Genomic DNA, 17,065 nt, shown 5'->3' with positions numbered 1-17,065 from the left:
CGCTAATTGTGGATCGGAAGGCCCTGTGATCGCGGGCATTGAGGAGACTGGAGGAGATGGCACGATCCAACCGCCGGGAAGCGGGACGCAGGCGCCTGGCGATGCGCCTGCCGCAGATGCGCAAGCTGATCATGGCAGCCTGCGACCCGTTGCAGCTCGAGCTCTTCGAAGCCTACCAGATGGCTGTCGAAGCCCGCGACGCAGTGCAGCGGCAACGGTTCGATCCGAATCTGGTGCGGGAATACGATGAGACTTGTTCCGACATCGAGCAGCACGTCATCCGGGCCATGCGCGAGCCTTCCTACGCACAACGCACGAGCTGAGTCAGTGAGCCGTCATATCTAAATTAGGCGGGCAGAAACTTCTGTACGCTCCATTCGGAATGCATGCGACCAGAGCCGTCGGGCCGGCCGAAGAGATAGCCCTGCCCCATCTCGCATCCGAGCCGCTGCAGTGCTTCGGCTTCCGGCTCCTCTTCGACGCCCTCAGCGACGACCTCTAGTTTCAAGCCGTGCGCAAGGGAGATGATGGCCCGCACTATTTCGAATATGCTTGGATTGCCGGTCATTCGCCTGACGAAGGACTGATCGATCTTGAGCTTGTCGAGAGGAAGATCGGCAAGATAGTTCATCGACGAATAGCCGGTCCCGAAGTCGTCGAGGGCAATGACGATCCCTCGATCGCGAAGCACGCGCATCTTGGTGATCGAGGCGCCGCCTTGATCGAGGAAAGTGGATTCCGTCAATTCGAGACATAAGCGGGAAGAAGGAAGCCCGCTGCAGGACAACGCGTCCATCACGTCGGCCTCAACGTCGGACCGCTCGAACTGAAGTGCCGAAACGTTGACTGCGACGCTGAACTCGCCGGGCCAAGCGGCCGCCTCGGTGCAGGCTTCAAACAGCGTCCAGCGGCCGATATCGCAGATCAGGCCAGAGGATTCAGCGATCGGGATGAACTCGGCCGGAGATATCAACCCGAACTCCGGATGGTTCCATCTGATCAATGCCTCCGCGCCGACGAGGCGCCTGCTTCTCAATTCGATCTGCGGCTGGAACTGCAGGAAGAACTGCCGGTTCTGAAGAGCATCGCGCATGTCCCGCTCCAGCCGGCGCGACCGCGCTTGGCGAATGGCAGTAGAAGGATCGAAAGACGACCATCGTTGCCCAGGGCTGGCCTTGACGGCGTCCAGTGCAGATTCAGCGGCGGTCGGAAGAGCGCCGGGAGCCGCGTCGCCCGAGCGCGCTACTCCGAGGCGAATCGAGACCGGGACAACCGCGCCGCGGAGCAATATGGGCTCTTCGAACAGCCGCAAAAGACTATCTGCAAAATCTTCGATCCGACGTTCATCGGTTGTGAAGGTGGCGATGGCGAAATGGTCGCCGTCCAGTCTTGCCAGCAAATCGTCGGCGAAGGCGCTCCCCAGCCTGGCCGCCACCGCTTTCAAAAGCTCGTCCCCAGCGTCGCGGCCAAGAGTGGCGCAAAGCGACGAGAAACGCTCGATATCCAACACCGAGACGAGGACCTCGCCTTCAATGGCAGCCAGTCGAGACGCGAATTCCCGACGATTAAGCAATCCGGTGAGGTCGTCCAGCTCGGACAGTTTCTTCAACCGCCGTTCATATTCGCGTCGCGCTGTGACGTCTCGTATGATCAGGCAGCCGGCGAACCGCGACCGCGCCGCCGTCGGCTGTTCGGTAGGTGAAATTGTGATGGACGCCTCGTAATGAGCTGCATGTGAACCGCTGTTGCCGGTGAAGTCGGCGAGCGCGGTATGTATCTTGCCTGGCTCAGCATCGTGCTCTGAAACCAGCCTCTGCAGGATGCCGATCATGGCGGTGTCGGCGCCATCGAGAAGGGAGGCGCCAATATCGACTCGCAACAGGGCTTTTGCGGATTCGCTCACCTCGACGATCCTCAGATCGCCGTCGAATGCAACGACGCCGTCCGAACTGTCGGCAATAATCCTTCTCATGAGGCGTCTTGTGTTTCGAGCTTCCGTGTTGGCTATGGCGACAAGCATTTGACCGAGGTCGACGCGTTCGTTCAGGGCCAGCATCCACGCGAGCAGGAGCAGCGACCACGGCACCGCTGTCCCGACAAGAAGGCCGTACTGCCATTGCAGCAGGAATGCGCCGATTTCGCCGACGATGACCATGGGCAGTCCGACTGCCGCCATCGTGACAATTGCCGTCGAGCGCCCACAGATCACACCGACAATAAGCAGGGCCGCAAACAAGAGTTCCAACGGCGCTTGGTCGAGCATCCCGAGGAAGCGGTTCTGCAGCAGCGTTTCCGCAGCGAGCACATGGATGAGCGGGCCGGCGATGGCTCCGTATACGGGAACGGCGAAAATGTCTTTCAGCTCGGTCGCGGATGCTCCAACCACAACTGAGCGGTCTCTCACCGCCTCGGCCGGTACGCTCCCATTCAGAACGTCGGACAAGGAGAAGGTCGGGACAGTGTCGGGTCTTATCGAGTAGTCGACCAGCAGGGAACCGGAACTGCTGTCGATCCTGCCAAGGGCTGATGCAGCGGACTGGGTGGGATTCCCGTCAAGCTGGCTTCCCAAATCGAAACGGCGGACGATCCCATCCGCATCCATCGCGACATTGGCAAATGCGGGCCAGGCATTCTGAAGAAGCTGTGGGATCGGCCTCGTCACCGCGGTTTGAGACGATGACGCCGTCTCCTGCTGCCGGAACACCGGCAAAAGCACGCCCCCTCCGGCTCTAGTCAGCGCCGCCGCCAGGCGGTCGTCCTCCTGCTTGCTGGAGAATGCACTGAAATCGACGTCGAGGAAAACGTCTTTGGCGCCTGACGCGATCAGCTTATCGAGCACGGTCGCATAAATGCTCCGCGGCCAGGGCCAAGTCCCAACGGCATCGAGAGAATGCTTGTCGATTGCAACGAAGACGACGTTGCCGGTGGCTTGGCGAGGAGCCCATTCGAAGCGCTTGGCAAAAAGACTGTTGTTGATTCCTTGAAAGATGCCGAAATTGGCACTGGCTAGCGGCAGTGCCAGCATCATAGCGATCAGCAGAATGCGAACCGTTATGGTGCTGACGCTACCGGAGAAATAGTCCCCAGCAGCCCTGGTCCTTCGTCTCACTTGTTCTTGCCTTTGCCGTTTCCGTTGCCGCCGCTATTGTTGTCGCCCTTGCCGCTGTTGTCATTGCCGCCGGAATTACCGCTGCCGTTTCCGCCGGAATTGCCGTTACCGCTGCCCCCGCTATTGTTGTCGCTCTTACCGCTGTTGCCGTTGCCGTTTCCACCGGACTTGCCATTGCCCCCGCTGTTGCCGTTTCCGTTACTGCTGCTTCCATTGCCCTTGCCGTTCGCGCTGTTACCATCGCTGCTGGCGCTGGAACCCTTATCCTTGCCCGCGGCCGAAGACTTATTCTCAGCCTCGGACGCTTCGACTGCACCCGCGATTTTCGTGGTGCCGACGGGAGGAATCTTAGCGAGCGACGGTGCAACCGACGTGATCCCGGGCTTGGTTGCCTGGCCCCTCACCGTCATGCCCGCCATGCTGTCGACTGTTGCGCTTTGGCGCGGCCCAAGGTTGGATTGTTGGCCGCTTGCGAAAGACGTTACCTGAACCAGGCCGCGATCCACGAAGACGGATGCCTTCGTCTTATCGACCGTCACGTGGAAGATCGTCCCTTTCACGACGGCCGCGAGATAGGGCGTCTGCACGGTCGTATGCGGCTGGCTTCGCTTCTCAATCTCAAGCTCCAGCGAGCCAACCTGCTGGACGATCTGCGTCTGCGGCGAGAGGAACCCTCCATAGCCGGTGATGGAGGCGAGCGTGTTCGGCTGGAAAGTGATGCTTTCGACGCCCCTGGCAAGCTGCACCCGCCCGCGCGGACCAGTCGAAACCCATGCTCGGTTGGGAACCACGTCGCCGGCGCGCAGCTCCAGCCAGTTCGTTCTGTCGACGGTATATTTCACCTGCTCCGTCGCCCTGACGACCTTCCAGTCGCCTGCAGCCGCGAACGCGGCGGTCGACAGCAACAACAATGCTGCGACCAGAATTCGAAATATTGCCACCATAGATGCTATCCCCGACCTTCAGCCGAGTGAAGCACCTTCCAATTAAGAATGATTATAAATGGGGACGTTGATTGTAGAAATCGCTTGATTGGAATGCAGGTATACGGCGACGGGCGTTATGAAACACGGCCGACGACGACCAACGCACTCATGCCGCCACACGGACGCGCTCCGTGGCGCGATTCCAGTTGCTCGGCCACCTCGTCGACGATCTCCAAAATGCGCCCCGGCGCCCGCTTTTCGATCTCTCCTCTGAGCGGAGTGCCTTGACAGAAGGCTGCAGCGACGTCGTGCGCGGCCGCGACGGAGGTCAACTCGATCCGATCGCAAGAAACCGAATCAAATCCAGCCGAAGACATATGCGCCTTGATCGTATGGGGGTCGAAATAGGAATATGGCAGGCGACTTAGAAAGTCCGGCGGGTCGGAGCGAAAGATGCCTGCCAGGCATTCGTCCATATATCTCGCGAAGTCGTTAGCAGAAAGTGAATCCCAGGTCGCAAACAGGAAACGACCGCCGCTCCGCAACACTCTTGCAGCCTCGCCATAGGCCCTCAGCTTGTCCGGAAAGAACATCACCCCGAACTGGCAGACGACGAGATCGAACATCGAGGGCGCGAAAGGGAGATTTTGCGCGTCGGCGTGCATCCAGTGAGTCCGCGACATCGTCAGCGATGGTGCCCCGACGTCGATCATCGCCTGACTGAGATCGGTGGCAACGAGCTCTGTTGCATGATCGAGTGTCGCCCGCAAAGCGCGTGTCAAGGCGCCAGTCCCCGCCGCGACCTCGAGAACGCTGCCGGGTTTCAACCGTCCGGCGACGATCGCTATCTCCGACGCATAGGGTTCGAAGATGATCGGCACGAGGAGGGTGTCGTAAAGCTCGGCGACGCCTTCCTCGAACGGCGCGAGAGAAGAGGCAGATGCGTCATGGGCGCTGCTTTCGATATCCATGGAAATCGTCACTCACATGCCTCCAAACCCTGGTCTGTCGATCGTGAGATATGACTGAATCTGTTGATGTCTATGGACGTCAGACCTTGGTCCTAGCCCTGTCGGACCGAAGTCCCTGGGGTGGAACGCGCGTCGGACTCGCGCCGTTTCGAACGATACTGAAGGAGATCCGAACATGAACCAGAGTCATAGATCCCGAGTGAATGACGCCTGTAACGCGTCCGTCTTCGCACTTGTTATTGTTCTGGCCGCTCTTCTCTACATCTTCGGCGCAGCCATGTCCGGCGATACCGCCGGGTTGACCCAGAGCGTGACAGGCGCCGAGGTGTTCGATACCAGGAATGTGCCCTGATGCTGTTTGGAAAACTCTAAAGACGCGGTAGGTTAATCGGGCAGTCTCTTACCGGTATCAAAATGAATTGGCTTCGCCGCTGGAATGCCCGCTCTCTCGCCTCCCAGTTTTTCATCGCGGGTGGGCTCATTTCGATTGCCGCCATGTTCGTGGTGGGCTTTTTTGTGAGCCACCTGATAGAGGAGACCGTTATCCACAACTCAGGCGCGGCGACGGCGCTTTATGTGGACAGCGTGATCGCGCCGCTGCTTCCCGATATGCAAACAGAATCACTGCTTGATGAAGCGAGTGCTCTGGCTCTGGACGAGACGCTCGGTCAGGGTGCACTCGGCAAACGCCTTGTTTCGTTCAAGCTGTGGCGAAGCGACGGCACCATCCTCTATTCGAACGAGAAGGAACTGGTGGGCAGGACGTTTGCAGTCAGCGACAAGCTGCGGAGGGCATTCGCAGGGTCTCTCGTCGCGCGCTACGAAATCGCCAGCGATCCGGAAAGCGACAAGGAGCGCGCGCTCGGCAAGCCGCTGATGGAGATCTATAACCCGGTGCTCCAGCCATGGTCCGGACAGGCAGTCGCCGTCCTCGAGTTCTACGAGACAGCGGAAGGACTGGGCGATAGTCTGGCGCATGCCAGGCTCCGGAGCTGGGGCGCCGTCGCCGCCCTCACGGCGACCTTTTTCCTTGTTCTCTCCATTCTGGTGTTCCGGGGTAGCCGCACGATCGAGGCGCAGCGCAAGGATCTCAAAGAACGGGTCACCGAACTCTCTGCGCTGCTTGCGGAAAACCGCGGACTTCAGCGGCGCCTGCAGCGCGCCTCCCAGCGGGCGGCAGCGCTGAACGAAACATATTTGCGCAGCATCGGTGCCGATCTGCACGACGGTCCGGCCCAGCACATTGCCTATGCCTCCTTGCGCCTGGACAGCGACGTGTTGATCAATGCGTCCACCCAGCCCGAAGCGCGCGAAAAGGAGCTTGCCTGGATACGTTCGAGCCTTGCCGAAGCGATGGCGGAGATCCGCAATATCTGCAGCGGACTGGTGCTCCCTCAGATCGAGAAGTCCTCGATCACCGAGATCGTCAAGCGGGTCGTCGAAGCGCATCAACACAAGACCGAAACACCTGTCGAAACTGTCATCGACGAGGATGGACCCGAACTCGCTCCTGCCGTGAAGATCTGTATCTATCGCTTCGTTCAGGAAGCCTTGAACAACGCCTATCGCCACGGCGGCGGCGTTCAGCAGACTGTCAGGGCCGTATCGCACAAGGGTCATGTCCGTATCGAGGTCAGCGATCGCGGCGACGGCTTCGATCCGACCGAGGTGAGGCCAACGAGCCTCGGCCTCGTCGGGTTGCGGGAGCGCATCGACAGCCTGGGAGGATCTTTCGACATCAAGACAGGCGAAGGAGGAACAACCGTGACCATGATCTTCGAGCCAATGGAAGTGGGAGAATAGGGATGACAGCAATCACCATCGGCGTCGTGGACGATCATCCGCTTTTTCGTGAGGGTGTAACGCGCAGCCTCTCCGAGATCAGCGGCTTTATCGTCGTTGGCGAGGGGGCCAGCAGCGATGACGCTGTGATGATCGCTTCGGACAACCACCCCGACATCATGCTCCTCGATGTCTCGATGCCCGGCGGCGGACTTTCTGCGATCAGTGACGTCCTGGCGCGGAGCCCCACAACGAAAGTGCTGATGTTGACGGTATCCGAGGAGGTAGACACTTTACTGGGAGCTCTGCAACGGGGTGCGATGGGCTATGTTCTGAAAGGTGTTGGTTCACGTGGCCTGGCCGAAGCGATCCAAACCGTTTTGCGCGGCTCGCGATATATCTCGCCGACCATGTCGGCGAAAGTCATGGAAAATTCCTTGAATGGCGGAACCTCCGACAAAAGCAGCCTGACGCCACGGGAACGCGAGGTGATGGATCTTGTCGCTCAGGGTTTGTCAAACAAGCATATCGGCTTGCGTCTCAGCCTGCAGGAAAAGACGGTGAAGCACCATATGACCCAGATTCTGAGCAAGCTCGGCGCCTCGAACAGGACTGAAGCGGCTTTACAATGGCGCGAACGCCGCTGAAAGAGGTTATCGCCCGCCTACCACATTTCAGCGAAGGAAGCGGCTCAGCCGGCGGGCATCGTTGGCCGTCGCCTGTCGATTTATAATCGTCCGGCCCTTCGAGTCCTTCATAATGTAGCGACCGCGCTGCAGGACTTCAGTGATGCCATTCGAATGACGGACGTCGATCGAGCCATCGGACGCTGCTGTCGCTCTCGGTCCAGATCCCGCTGACGATCCTGTGGTCGAGGAAGTGGATCCGCCGCCGCCGGAGGAATTCCCACCGGAGGAATTCCCACCGCTGTTACCGTTGCCGCTGCCATTCCCTCCCCCGTTGCCATTGCCGTTACCGCCGCCGTTGCCGTTACCGCCGTTGCCGCCGCCATTCCCTCCACCATTACCATTGCCATTCCCGTTGTTGCCGTCCTTTGCCTGCGCAAAGTCCAATGCCAGAACAGGAAGGGAACCGCCGAAATTCAAACTGACTGGCAATGCGGCAGCGACGAGTGCGACGGCCGCGCTGCCGCCCAATCTTAGAAAATCGCGTTTCCGGATACTCATGCCATAGCCTCGTTCGCCCGTCCTCGCGGTTTCCCATACAATATATGAATATGACGTATGAGATTTCTCGCTGTTCCGAGTAAAGAATGCAACCGACCTAGGTAGTAGGCACCGGCAAGACTTTGGTCCGGCTTGACCCGATTGCAATGCTTATCATCGGAAAAAGGCCGTGCAATGTCACCGTAAGCACCATTGCTGGCCTCCGTTCAATCCTTTGGATTAAGCACGGAAGCATTTCTATGGAACTTCTTTCCCTGTCGTCGCTTTGATTGTCGAAGTGCAACAGAGGAAACCCCAATGGCAAATCCGAACGACTCCCCCGCAGTCCAGTCGATGCGAAATGAGCAGGCAGAGCAGCGGAAGCAGCCGCGAAAAGGCGAACTCGACAAAGCAATCGAGGACACCTTTCCAGCGTCCGACCCGGTGTCAGCCACCCACACCTCCATTCCCGCCGGCCGCAGCGACGTCGAGGCGGCTGAGCGTGTGAAGCGGGAGCCAGATCCCAGCAGGCTGGACGAGGAATTTCCACTCGTGGATCAAGCCCTGCGCTCAAGCGGTGAAACCGTCCGCCCCTCCGAAGGATATGATGTGGATCGCGAAGAAATGCGCGCGCTTCAGAAGGAAGCCGGTCGGATGGTTGAATCTGCTTCGGAACTGGCTTCTGGAACAGCCCGCCTGGCAAAGGCGGAAGCACGCACATTCGTCCATGACCTCGAGGATCGCATACGCCGGCAGCCGCTGACAGCCGCAGCGATCGTCGCCGGCATCGCCTTCGTCTTCGGCGCGACGCGTTGAGGAGCCAGCCATGGCAGCGCGATGGACTGGCGGCTGTCTTTGCGGATCCTGCCGGTACGCATTCGCTGTTGATCCGCCGCATTCGGGGTACTGCCACTGCGACATGTGCAAGAAAGCGACCGGAGGCCCTTTCGCGGTCCTGGTCCAGGCGAGGATCGACGACCTTGCCTGGACGGCCGGTACGCCCACCTCGTACCGATCCTCGCCGATTGCGACTCGTGGCTTCTGCTGCAAGTGCGGAACACCACTCTATCTTCAGTACGACGGCGACGAACTGATCCGGGTGACCGTCGGCTCGCTCGACCACCCGGAAAAGATCAGCCCGGCGGGACACTACGGTGTGGAGAGCCGTCTTGATTGGGCCGATTGCGGGCGGGGACTTCCTGAGGAGGAAACTCAGGAGCGCTTCTAGAGGATATCCGGCACCGCCTCGAATTCCGGGGATCTCATGAAAATCGCAACCTACAATGTCAACGGGATCAATGGGCGGCTAGACATCCTGCTGCGCTGGATCAAGGAGGATGCCCCTGATGTGGTCTGCCTCCAGGAACTGAAGACCGACGACGCCGGGTTTCCGCGAAAGGAGATCGAACGGGCTGGCTACGGCGCCGTTTGGCACGGACAGAGATCCTGGAACGGGGTCGCCATCCTGGCGAGGGGCAAGACACCGATCCTGACGCGGCGCGGGCTTCCCGGCGATCCCGATGACAGCCACAGCCGCTATATCGAAGCCGTCATCGATGGTATCGTCATCGGATGCCTGTATCTGCCGAACGGCAATCCGTTCCCGAGTGCTAAGTTCGACTACAAGCTCCGCTGGTTCCGGCGGCTGCACGGCTACGCCGCCGAACTCCTCGAACTCGAGGTGCCTGCGATCCTGGCCGGCGACTTCAACGTCATGCCGACGGAGATCGACGTCTACAAGCCGGAGCGCTGGCTGGACGACGCCCTCTTCAGGCCTGAAGTGCGCAAGGCCTACGCTGATCTCGTCGCTCAGGGATGGACCGACGCCGTCAGGCATCTGCATCCGGGAGAGCGTATCTATACCTTCTGGAAATACTGGCGGAACAGCTTCGAACGTGATGCAGGGCTTCGGATCGACCATTTCCTGCTCAGTCCGGCAGTCGCGCCATGGCTTCGATCGGCAACAGTCAGGAGAAAGCCGCGCAGCTGGGAGCATACAAGCGACCACGCGCCCGTCATGATCGAGCTCGACGTTTCCGAAGCTGGGGCCGATCTATAAGCCGCGCTCCGGCGCGGCAAGCAGAGGAGCGAGGGAACCTCGCCATATCGCCGGGAGTTTTCTTGCAAAGGGAGGTGACCGCAATGAACGAGAGCAAGAACTACCTGAACACCGACGAAATCCAGGCCGACGACCAGTTGTCGCCGAAGCCGGTCGAAGGAAAGGATCCGCCGCGGCACGTGCGCAAAAGCGAGGAAGCCGTCGCCGAAGGTTCTGACGACACCGAACGCATCCGTGTTCCGCCGCCGGTGCCGAATCCCGATTGATCAACACACCCAGCGAGGGCGATGCGCAGCCTTATCCATCCGTGCCGCGGTCGTAGATGCGGCCGGTCAACCAGGCCGGCCAGTCCCGCTCGAAGAAGGATCTGGCACTCTCGTCGAAGCTGCGGTTCGGACGTGTGGAAAGCCTTATGTCATCCCCATCAACACGAACAACAATCTGCTCTTTGCGATGCGCTTCGCGTTCTTTCCGGAAGCGATAATCCTGCAACGGTCCTGAGCGCGCCAGCGGGAGAGATTCGCCTTCCGTATCGCATATCGCCCGCGCCCCACGGCTGCCGCCTCCGTTGCGAATGAAGAAATCAAGCGCGCTGAGCACGGCTTCCGAAGCAAGCGCCATATGCCGCCATTGCACGCCGCGAACCGCCTCCGCTGCTCGACCGTAGGCGACGCCGTTATCGCGAATTTCAGCATTCAGCTTGCGTGCTTCAATCAGGGCACCGCTGACACTTTTCTGATCGCAGAGGATGCCGGCCTTGTCGCTCATTCGCGCCTGCACTTGCGAGCGGATCGATTTGACGGTGAGCAGGCTCTCCGTCCGCAGGCCAGCAAGGATGTAGGCAATGCCTGCCTCTGCCATGGCGGCTATATCCTTCGTGGCGGCACGCTTCGCCCGGCCACTCGCACTGATGTGCTCGGCTGCCCGGGTGCCGAAGACTTGCCCGGCATTGAGCGCCGCTCCGCCGGGCCTCGTCACACCGTGTGTGCCCGCTGCTTCTCCGACAGCGTAACAGCCGCCGAGACTGCTGCGGCCCCAGGTATCGACCATGATGCCGCCGTTCATGTGCTGGTTATTGACCGCAAATTCCAGCGGCTCCTCGGCAATATCGATCTTGTAGCGGCGGTAAAGTTCGATCGCGAGCGGGTTCATATGCTTCAATCGATCGATCGGCATATCCTGGCCGGCACCGGCCTTGCCGAGATAGCCGCGGACGTCTTCGTCCAGTCTTTCCAGGCTGAACGGCAGGTCGCCCGGCACGGGTGGCGGATTGCGATTGAAATCCATAAAGACGCGCCGCCCCGCGGCGGTTTCGCTGGAGATAGCAAGGTCGACCAGGCTCGAGCCGAATTCGAGCATGCGCGTCGCATGAAAGGGCCATTGATAGCCTTTACGGAAGACGTTCGATGCCAGCTCCTGTGTGCTGCGGTAATATTCTGCCAGGAAGTGATGCTCCACGCCTTCGCTATCGAGCGAGTAGATATGCGGGATCGCCTGGACATAGGTGCCCGATAGGTTCCATGGGAAGCCTTCCCTGCGCGTGCCGATGCCGAACTGGCTTTCGGTGAGGTTCACCAGCTCGACGCCGGCTTCCAGCGCCAATCCAAGACAGCCGAAGCAGCCGTTGGGATAAACGCTATCGCGATAGAGTTCGCCCGGCCCGCCTGCTGCGAGCACGATCACGCCGCTGACGAACAGCGCGATACCCAGCGGATTCTGCTCCGTACGGTCGCCGGCGCGCATGACAAGTATGCCGACGACATGGCGTTCAGCCCCCTCACCCCCAGTTAGAATCTTGACCGCCGTAGTCTGGTTGTAGAACGGCGCGCCCAGCCGGATCGCCTCCTCGGCCAGCACCTTGACCATCAGGCGCGAGGTGCGCGGGCCGCAACTGGTGGCGCGGCCGACCTCGTCATGGTCGGTCTGGTATCTCAGCGTTCCACCGAGCGGATCCTGAGGCAGCGGCAGGCCTAAAAACTGGAGCGATGCCATCATCCGGGACGAGCCCACGGCCTCGACGTAGGCCGTATCCTCGTCCATTGCGCCGCCGCTGCGGATGGCGCGGGCCATCGCCTTGTAATTGTCGCCCTGATCGGCGGTGTTTGCCGTGTGCAGGGTCTGCTTGTCGGATCCCGAACAGGCCGAGGTTCCACCCCACGCGCTTTGGCTGACGATGACGACGTCATCGCCGCGCCGTTTCATTTCTACCGCCGCCCGCAGACCTGCAGCACCCGATCCGACGACGACGCAACCAGCCCGGTAGACCGGCACCTCGATGCCAGCGAGCCGGACCATTTCCGAAGGGGCGGCCTCGGACGGCAGCCGCGGCATCTCCACATCGGTCAGTGCGTCAAGAATTTCCTGCGGAACGTCTATGGTCATTGACGTTCAGCCAGCGGGATGTCGACCCAACGCCTCTGCCGGGAAGACTGCATGCATGCGTCGACGATCTGGCAGATGTGGTGGCCGGTCTCGAATGTCGGCCACATCGGCCTGTGGGCAACGATCGAACGGATCACCTCGGCCGCTTCGATGATCTTGCTTTCATTGTAGCCCAAGCCGAAATTCGGCAGAGGAAGGAAAGCCCGGAAGGTCGGGTTTTCGGGCCCCACGTCGATCTCCCGGAAGCCGCGCCGTCCCGTCCGGTCGTCGTTGGAGTAGAAGCGCAGCCGGTTTATCTCGTCATAGCTATAGGCGATGCTGCCTTTCGTTCCGTAGATCTCGTAGGTCTGCATGAACTTGCGGCCGGTCGCGACACGGCTGAAATCGACGATCCCGCCGGCGCCGTTTTCGAACCGGCAAAGCAGGTTCGTGGCGTCAGGATTGGTAATGTCTGCCCAGGACTCATTGCCTGTCAGTTTCACCTGCTCGCCATAGGCAAGGCCCCCGACGACGGGCCGGCGCGGCGTGACGATGAGGTTGTCGGCGATCAACGAGCTGACGTGGCCGACCAGGAAATCCATGAAGCTGAAGATGTGCGAGCCGGTGTCACCGACGATCCCGGTCGGCGCCAGCTCTCCATCGGCCCGCCACATGAAGGGGGCGTAGGGATCGCCATACATGTCGACATGCTGGCAGCCGCGGAACAGTTTGATGTCGCCGATTTCGCCGGATTGAATGATGTCTTTCGCCAGATCATGGACGGGGTTTCGGGGAAAGGCGTGTCCGACACGGGTAATCACACCCTTTTCCCTGGCGATGTCGGCCAGTTCCCACGCTTCGGCAGCGGTGTTTGCCAATGGCTTCTCGCAGTAGACATGTTTGCCGGCCAGCAGCGCGGCCTTGGCCACCTCGTAGTGAAGATGATCAGGCAGGCAGATATCGATCAGATCGACATCAGGATCAGCGACCGCCAGTTTCCAATCCTGAAGAATCCTTGCGCCCGGCGCCCTGTGGGCGAGATCCTCGGCTGCCGTCGAGGGGCCTTCGACGAGAGCGACGATCCGTGCCGTTCCGTCCGACACTCCGAAGAAATGCGGAAAGGCCTGATAGGCCATCGTGTGGACCTTTCCCATCCAGCCCGAGGCGCCAAGCACTGCAACTCTGACTTCAGACATTGTCGTCTCTCCTCTCGACAGGACTTACCGGATTTCGGCGCGGGCCCGAGGCCTCGCATCGTTGCGTTCATAGGCGAAGATGGTGGGGGCAAGTGCCGGCAGGCCGCGAATGAGGTCCGATCCCTTTTCGCCGACCATGATTGTCGGAGCGTTGGTGTTGCAGGACGGCACGCGCGGCATGACGGATGAATCGCAGACCCTCAGGCCTTCCAGGCCATGGACCTTGAGATCGAGCCCGACAACCGCGTCCGGTCCCCTCCCCATCTTGCAGGTGCCGACCGGATGATGGTCGGTCTTGGCGTTGGCGCAGCCATAATCGAAAAGCTGCTCGTCGGTCATGACCTTCGGTCCGGGAAGCCGTTCGGCCATGACATAGGGCCTCAGCGCCGCCTGCTGCATGATCTCGCGTGCGAGCTTGAGCCCCTCCAGCGACATCGTCCTGTCGTGCGGATCAGACCAGTAGTTGGGGTCGATCAGGGGCGTGGCAGCCGGGTCGGAGGATGACAGACGCACCGTCCCACGCGAGCGCGGATGCAGATAGGCGGAGTTGAGCGTCACGCCCGCGTTTTTCAGGCGCTCGACGCCTGCTTCGATGCCCGATCCCAGGCCAAGGTGGAACTGGATATCGGGAGAACGGGCTTCAGGATCGGCGTACCAGAAGCCGCCGGTCTCAAAGAGCGACGAGGCGACCGGACCGGTGCGGAACAGGACATATTGAAGCCCGGCCCAAAGTGTGCGGTGGAGCTTCGCGACACCGTCATAGGTGTGATCGCCGGTGCATTCGGAAATGACGAATAGATCCAGGTGATCCTGCAGGTTGCCGCCGACACCCGGCAGATCGTGCAGCACCTTGACGCCCACCGAGCGCAGATGGTCGGCCGGTCCGATGCCGGACTGCAGAAGCAGCTTCGGCGATCCGATCGCGCCCGATGAGACCAGCACTTCGCGATCGGCGCGGACGATCTCCTGGCCGCGCGAGGTCACGATCTCGACGCCTGTCGCACGGCCTCCTTCCACGATAATGCGTGCGACGCGCGCACCCGTCCGGACCGTCAGGTTCTTGCGGTCCTTGATCGGCGAGAGATAGGCGAGCGACGCCGACGACCGACGGCGATTGCGCTGCGTCAGCTGGTAAAATCCCACGCCCGCCTGCTGGCGACCATTGAAATCGTGATTATAGGGGATGCCGAGCTCCTGCCCTGCACGGATATAGGCATCGCAGATCGGCAGCGCTGCCGCCGGCATCGAGACACCCAGCGGACCGCCATAGGAATGGTAGTCATCGGCGAAGCGTTGATTGTCCTCGGCGCGTTTGAAATAGGGTAGGATCGAACGGTAGTCCCAGCCCTCGCAACCGTCTTCTCGCGCCCAGAGGTCATAATCCACGGCGTTTCCGCGGGTATAGAGCTGCGCGTTGATCGACGAGCCGCCGCCGATGACCTTTGCCTGCGTATAACGAAGCACCCGGCCTTTCATGTGTTTCTGGGGAACGGTTTCCCATCCCCAGCTGGCGACACCTTTGGTCATCTTAGCGAAGCCGGCCGGCATATGAAAAAGAGGATTCCAGTCGCCGCCGCCCGCCTCGAGCAGGAGCACGCTGACATCGGGATCTTCGCTCAGCCGGCTTGCCAGAACGCATCCTGCCGGACCGGCGCCGGTGATGATGTAATCGAATCCCATGTTACTGTCCTGTTGCATCCGGCCTGGCGACCGCCAGCGCCTGTGTCATGCCTGCAAAGTCCTTCAACGCAATATGGTCTGCCACTCTCAGCGCCTGGGCGGCCACGGTGAGCGCAGGATTGACCGCAGCCGAGGTGGGGAGGAAACCGGCGTCGACGACGAAGAGGTTCTCGTGATCGTAGGACCGGCAGTACGGGTCCAACGGCGCTGTCGCGGGATCGTTGCCGATGCGGACCGTTCCGCATTGATGGGAAGGCGTGCGCTTGTCGAAAGGCCGCGACAGCACGATCGGAAATCCGATCGATTTCAGGATGACCTTCAGCCTGGCCACGAGCGCCAGATGCGCATCCCAGTTGGTTCGCTGCCATTGGAGAACGATCCGGTCTCCATCGACCATGACGCGGCTTTCGGGATTGGGCACGTCCTCGCTCATTGCATAGAAGTCGATGGCATGGGTTGTGATGAAGCGCAGAAACCATTCCGGCGCTTGCGGCAGCGAGCCCTTGAGAACCTTTTCGGAGATGCGGCCGAGGAGCTGCACATTGCCGAGCGGTGGTCCTCCCTCCCCGTCGGAGAGATAGAAATCGTTAAAGGCAAACGTCTTCTGGTAGACGGCCGTGTTCCTGAATTTTGGCGAGACCCCGATGACGGCGGAGGCGTTGTGATTCATGAAGTTGCGGCCCACCTGATCGGAGGAATTCGCCAGGCCCCTTGGGAAGCGGTCGTTTTTCGAGCGCAGCAAAAGCACCGATGACTGGACGGCGCCTGCCGACAGGATGACGATCTTCGGTGACACCGTCAGCGTCTGACCGTTCTTGACATAGGCGATCCGGTCGATCCGGTTCCCCGCCCCTGTGTCGAGCCTTATCGCGCGCGCATTGGTTTCGAGCCGCACGTTCTCGTGCTTCAGCGCCACCGTAAGGGCCGCGGTCTCGGCATCCATCTTGCCGTCGCGTGCGTTCGGATGCGCATCCCATGGCGTGCGTGCTTTGGAGAGCCAAGCGTCAAGATCCAGGCCGAGCGGCAGGGAAAACGGATGCAGGCCTTTCTGCTTGAGGCGCGCCCTGATATCGGCGATCGGCGCCTCGTCGGGCACGGGCGGGTATGCGTAGCCAGCCGAGTGGTACGGTTCGGTGGGATCTTCGCCTAGGCTGCCGCGAACCTGATACAACAGTTCCGCCCTTGAGTACCACGGCTCCAGCGCCTCATAGGGAAACGGCCAAGCCGGCGACACACCCTCGCGGTGCTTGATGACGTCGAAATCCTCCCTGCGATAACGCGACAGCACGGCGCCGTAGAATTTCGAATTGCCGCCGACATTGTAATAGTTGCCCGGATTGAAGCCTCTGCCGTCTGCCTCGTACCAAGTTTCCTTCGGTCGGAAATGTCCCCGCTGGAAGATGGCGCGCTGGTCACGATTGACGGGAAGATCGGCGATATGATCGCCAGCTTCGAGGATCAATATCCGCGCGCCTGACACAGCCAGGCCTGCCGCGACGGTGGAGCCGCCGACGCCTGAACCGATGATGACGATGTCTGGTGAATTGCTCATATCAGCACCTGACCCTCACCCGATCCGGGCCTGGCTTTCCGGATCGAAGAACACGGCCTTGTCGAGATTGAAGGCAAGGCGGGTGTTTTGTCCGGGCGCGATGCCTGTGTCGGCGCGCAGGCGGGCGACGACGGATTTGCCGCCGAGTTTGGTGACGGCGAAGGTGTCGGAGCCGGCCGGTTCGACCACCTCGATCAGGCAGTCGCCCTCGGTCAGCGAGCGCGCCTTGCGGTCGGCGCCATCGGGATCGGTCAAGGCCTCCG

General features: G+C 60.8%; 16 protein-coding genes and 1 pseudogene. 8 read left to right on the top strand and 9 right to left on the bottom strand.

Features of this window, described 5'->3' with window-relative positions:
• The first annotated feature begins 56 nt into the window (after window positions 1-56).
• Window positions 57-323, top strand: coding sequence for a hypothetical protein (locus G9X68_RS09430; protein WP_171602203.1), 267 nt, complete (start codon window positions 57-59; stop codon window positions 321-323).
• Between the two features lie 23 nt (window positions 324-346).
• Here the strand turns inward: G9X68_RS09430 and G9X68_RS09425 are convergent, their stop codons facing one another.
• The 3 genes from G9X68_RS09425 to G9X68_RS09415 all read right to left on the bottom strand — a co-directional run bounded on the left by G9X68_RS09425 (window position 347) and on the right by G9X68_RS09415 (window position 5,006).
• Window positions 347-3,109, bottom strand: a complete 2,763-nt coding sequence (locus tag G9X68_RS09425; RefSeq protein WP_171602202.1) for an EAL domain-containing protein — start codon at window positions 3,107-3,109, stop codon at window positions 347-349.
• Window positions 3,106-4,053, bottom strand: a complete 948-nt coding sequence (locus tag G9X68_RS09420) for a FecR family protein (RefSeq protein ID WP_171602201.1) — start codon at window positions 4,051-4,053, stop codon at window positions 3,106-3,108. The genes G9X68_RS09425 and G9X68_RS09420 overlap by 4 nt, the downstream gene beginning before the upstream one ends.
• Window positions 4,054-4,169: 116 nt before the next feature.
• A complete protein-coding gene (locus G9X68_RS09415) occupies window positions 4,170-5,006 on the bottom strand; it encodes a class I SAM-dependent methyltransferase (protein WP_171603040.1) in 837 nt (278 codons plus the stop codon).
• 175 nt (window positions 5,007-5,181) lie between these two features.
• On the opposite strand from G9X68_RS09415, the gene G9X68_RS09410 reads away from it, so the two are divergent.
• The 3 genes from G9X68_RS09410 (at window position 5,182) to G9X68_RS09400 (ending at window position 7,435) form a co-directional block, all read left to right on the top strand.
• A complete protein-coding gene (locus G9X68_RS09410) occupies window positions 5,182-5,358 on the top strand; it encodes a hypothetical protein (protein ID WP_171602200.1) in 177 nt (58 codons plus the stop codon).
• A 62-nt stretch (window positions 5,359-5,420) separates the two neighbouring features.
• Window positions 5,421-6,809: a sensor histidine kinase gene (locus tag G9X68_RS09405; protein WP_171602199.1), complete on the top strand. Its 1,389-nt coding sequence runs from the start codon at window positions 5,421-5,423 to the stop codon at window positions 6,807-6,809.
• A 2-nt stretch (window positions 6,810-6,811) separates the two neighbouring features.
• Window positions 6,812-7,435 (top strand): response regulator, encoded by a 624-nt coding sequence (locus tag G9X68_RS09400; protein WP_171602198.1) that lies wholly within the window; start codon window positions 6,812-6,814, stop codon window positions 7,433-7,435.
• A gap of 27 nt (window positions 7,436-7,462) precedes the next feature.
• On the opposite strand, the gene G9X68_RS09395 is transcribed toward G9X68_RS09400, so the two are convergent.
• Complete coding sequence (locus tag G9X68_RS09395) at window positions 7,463-7,975, bottom strand: hypothetical protein (RefSeq protein ID WP_171602197.1); 513 nt, start codon at window positions 7,973-7,975, stop codon at window positions 7,463-7,465.
• Between the two features lie 297 nt (window positions 7,976-8,272).
• On the opposite strand from G9X68_RS09395, the gene G9X68_RS09390 reads away from it, so the two are divergent.
• From G9X68_RS09390 to G9X68_RS09375, 4 genes are all read left to right on the top strand, one after another.
• Entirely contained in the window at window positions 8,273-8,770 is a 498-nt protein-coding gene (locus G9X68_RS09390) for a hypothetical protein (protein WP_171603039.1), read from the top strand.
• A gap of 10 nt (window positions 8,771-8,780) precedes the next feature.
• Complete coding sequence (locus tag G9X68_RS09385) at window positions 8,781-9,182, top strand: GFA family protein (RefSeq protein WP_171602196.1); 402 nt, start codon at window positions 8,781-8,783, stop codon at window positions 9,180-9,182.
• Between the two features lie 36 nt (window positions 9,183-9,218).
• Window positions 9,219-10,013 (top strand): exodeoxyribonuclease III, encoded by a 795-nt coding sequence (gene xth, locus G9X68_RS09380; RefSeq protein WP_171602195.1) that lies wholly within the window; start codon window positions 9,219-9,221, stop codon window positions 10,011-10,013.
• An 83-nt stretch (window positions 10,014-10,096) separates the two neighbouring features.
• Window positions 10,097-10,279, top strand: a complete 183-nt coding sequence (locus tag G9X68_RS09375; RefSeq protein WP_017963940.1) for a hypothetical protein — start codon at window positions 10,097-10,099, stop codon at window positions 10,277-10,279.
• 31 nt (window positions 10,280-10,310) lie between these two features.
• Here G9X68_RS09375 and G9X68_RS09370 read toward each other — a convergent pair whose 3' ends face one another.
• From G9X68_RS09370 to G9X68_RS09350, 5 genes and pseudogenes are all read right to left on the bottom strand, one after another.
• Window positions 10,311-12,395, bottom strand: a complete 2,085-nt coding sequence (locus tag G9X68_RS09370; RefSeq protein ID WP_171602194.1) for an FAD-dependent oxidoreductase — start codon at window positions 12,393-12,395, stop codon at window positions 10,311-10,313.
• Complete coding sequence (locus G9X68_RS09365; RefSeq protein WP_171602193.1) at window positions 12,392-13,570, bottom strand: Gfo/Idh/MocA family protein; 1,179 nt, start codon at window positions 13,568-13,570, stop codon at window positions 12,392-12,394. The genes G9X68_RS09370 and G9X68_RS09365 overlap by 4 nt, the downstream gene beginning before the upstream one ends.
• A 24-nt stretch (window positions 13,571-13,594) precedes the next feature.
• Window positions 13,595-15,250: a GMC family oxidoreductase gene (locus G9X68_RS09360; protein WP_171602192.1), complete on the bottom strand. Its 1,656-nt coding sequence runs from the start codon at window positions 15,248-15,250 to the stop codon at window positions 13,595-13,597.
• 1 nt (window position 15,251) lies between these two features.
• Window positions 15,252-16,802: a GMC oxidoreductase gene (locus tag G9X68_RS09355; RefSeq protein ID WP_171602191.1), complete on the bottom strand. Its 1,551-nt coding sequence runs from the start codon at window positions 16,800-16,802 to the stop codon at window positions 15,252-15,254.
• Between the two features lie 15 nt (window positions 16,803-16,817).
• Window positions 16,818-17,065, bottom strand: a pseudogene (locus G9X68_RS09350) (sugar ABC transporter ATP-binding protein); the annotation flags it as partial.

Source organism: Rhizobium changzhiense (assembly GCF_013087625.1).
In the GTDB taxonomy this organism is placed as follows: Bacteria; Pseudomonadota; Alphaproteobacteria; order Rhizobiales; family Rhizobiaceae; genus Rhizobium; species Rhizobium sophorae.
Note: the sequence above shows the minus strand (reverse complement) of the source record. Positions and strands in the feature narration are given on the sequence as shown.

What these genes read in the sequence shown, in the direction of transcription:
- G9X68_RS09430 (WP_171602203.1), top strand. Translation starts at nt 57, where the DNA reads ATGGCACGATCCAACCGCCGGGAAGCGGGACGCAGGCGCCTGGCGATG.
- G9X68_RS09420 (WP_171602201.1), bottom strand. Translation starts at nt 4,053, where the DNA reads ATGGTGGCAATATTTCGAATTCTGGTCGCAGCATTGTTGTTGCTGTCG.
- G9X68_RS09415 (WP_171603040.1), bottom strand. Translation starts at nt 5,006, where the DNA reads ATGGATATCGAAAGCAGCGCCCATGACGCATCTGCCTCTTCTCTCGCG.
- G9X68_RS09410 (WP_171602200.1), top strand. Translation starts at nt 5,182, where the DNA reads ATGAACCAGAGTCATAGATCCCGAGTGAATGACGCCTGTAACGCGTCC.
- G9X68_RS09405 (WP_171602199.1), top strand. Translation starts at nt 5,421, where the DNA reads ATGAATTGGCTTCGCCGCTGGAATGCCCGCTCTCTCGCCTCCCAGTTT.
- G9X68_RS09400 (WP_171602198.1), top strand. Translation starts at nt 6,812, where the DNA reads ATGACAGCAATCACCATCGGCGTCGTGGACGATCATCCGCTTTTTCGT.
- G9X68_RS09395 (WP_171602197.1), bottom strand. Translation starts at nt 7,975, where the DNA reads ATGAGTATCCGGAAACGCGATTTTCTAAGATTGGGCGGCAGCGCGGCC.
- G9X68_RS09390 (WP_171603039.1), top strand. Translation starts at nt 8,273, where the DNA reads ATGGCAAATCCGAACGACTCCCCCGCAGTCCAGTCGATGCGAAATGAG.
- G9X68_RS09385 (WP_171602196.1), top strand. Translation starts at nt 8,781, where the DNA reads ATGGCAGCGCGATGGACTGGCGGCTGTCTTTGCGGATCCTGCCGGTAC.
- xth (WP_171602195.1), top strand. Translation starts at nt 9,219, where the DNA reads ATGAAAATCGCAACCTACAATGTCAACGGGATCAATGGGCGGCTAGAC.
- G9X68_RS09375 (WP_017963940.1), top strand. Translation starts at nt 10,097, where the DNA reads ATGAACGAGAGCAAGAACTACCTGAACACCGACGAAATCCAGGCCGAC.
- G9X68_RS09370 (WP_171602194.1), bottom strand. Translation starts at nt 12,395, where the DNA reads ATGACCATAGACGTTCCGCAGGAAATTCTTGACGCACTGACCGATGTG.
- G9X68_RS09365 (WP_171602193.1), bottom strand. Translation starts at nt 13,570, where the DNA reads ATGTCTGAAGTCAGAGTTGCAGTGCTTGGCGCCTCGGGCTGGATGGGA.
- G9X68_RS09360 (WP_171602192.1), bottom strand. Translation starts at nt 15,250, where the DNA reads ATGGGATTCGATTACATCATCACCGGCGCCGGTCCGGCAGGATGCGTT.
- G9X68_RS09355 (WP_171602191.1), bottom strand. Translation starts at nt 16,802, where the DNA reads ATGAGCAATTCACCAGACATCGTCATCATCGGTTCAGGCGTCGGCGGC.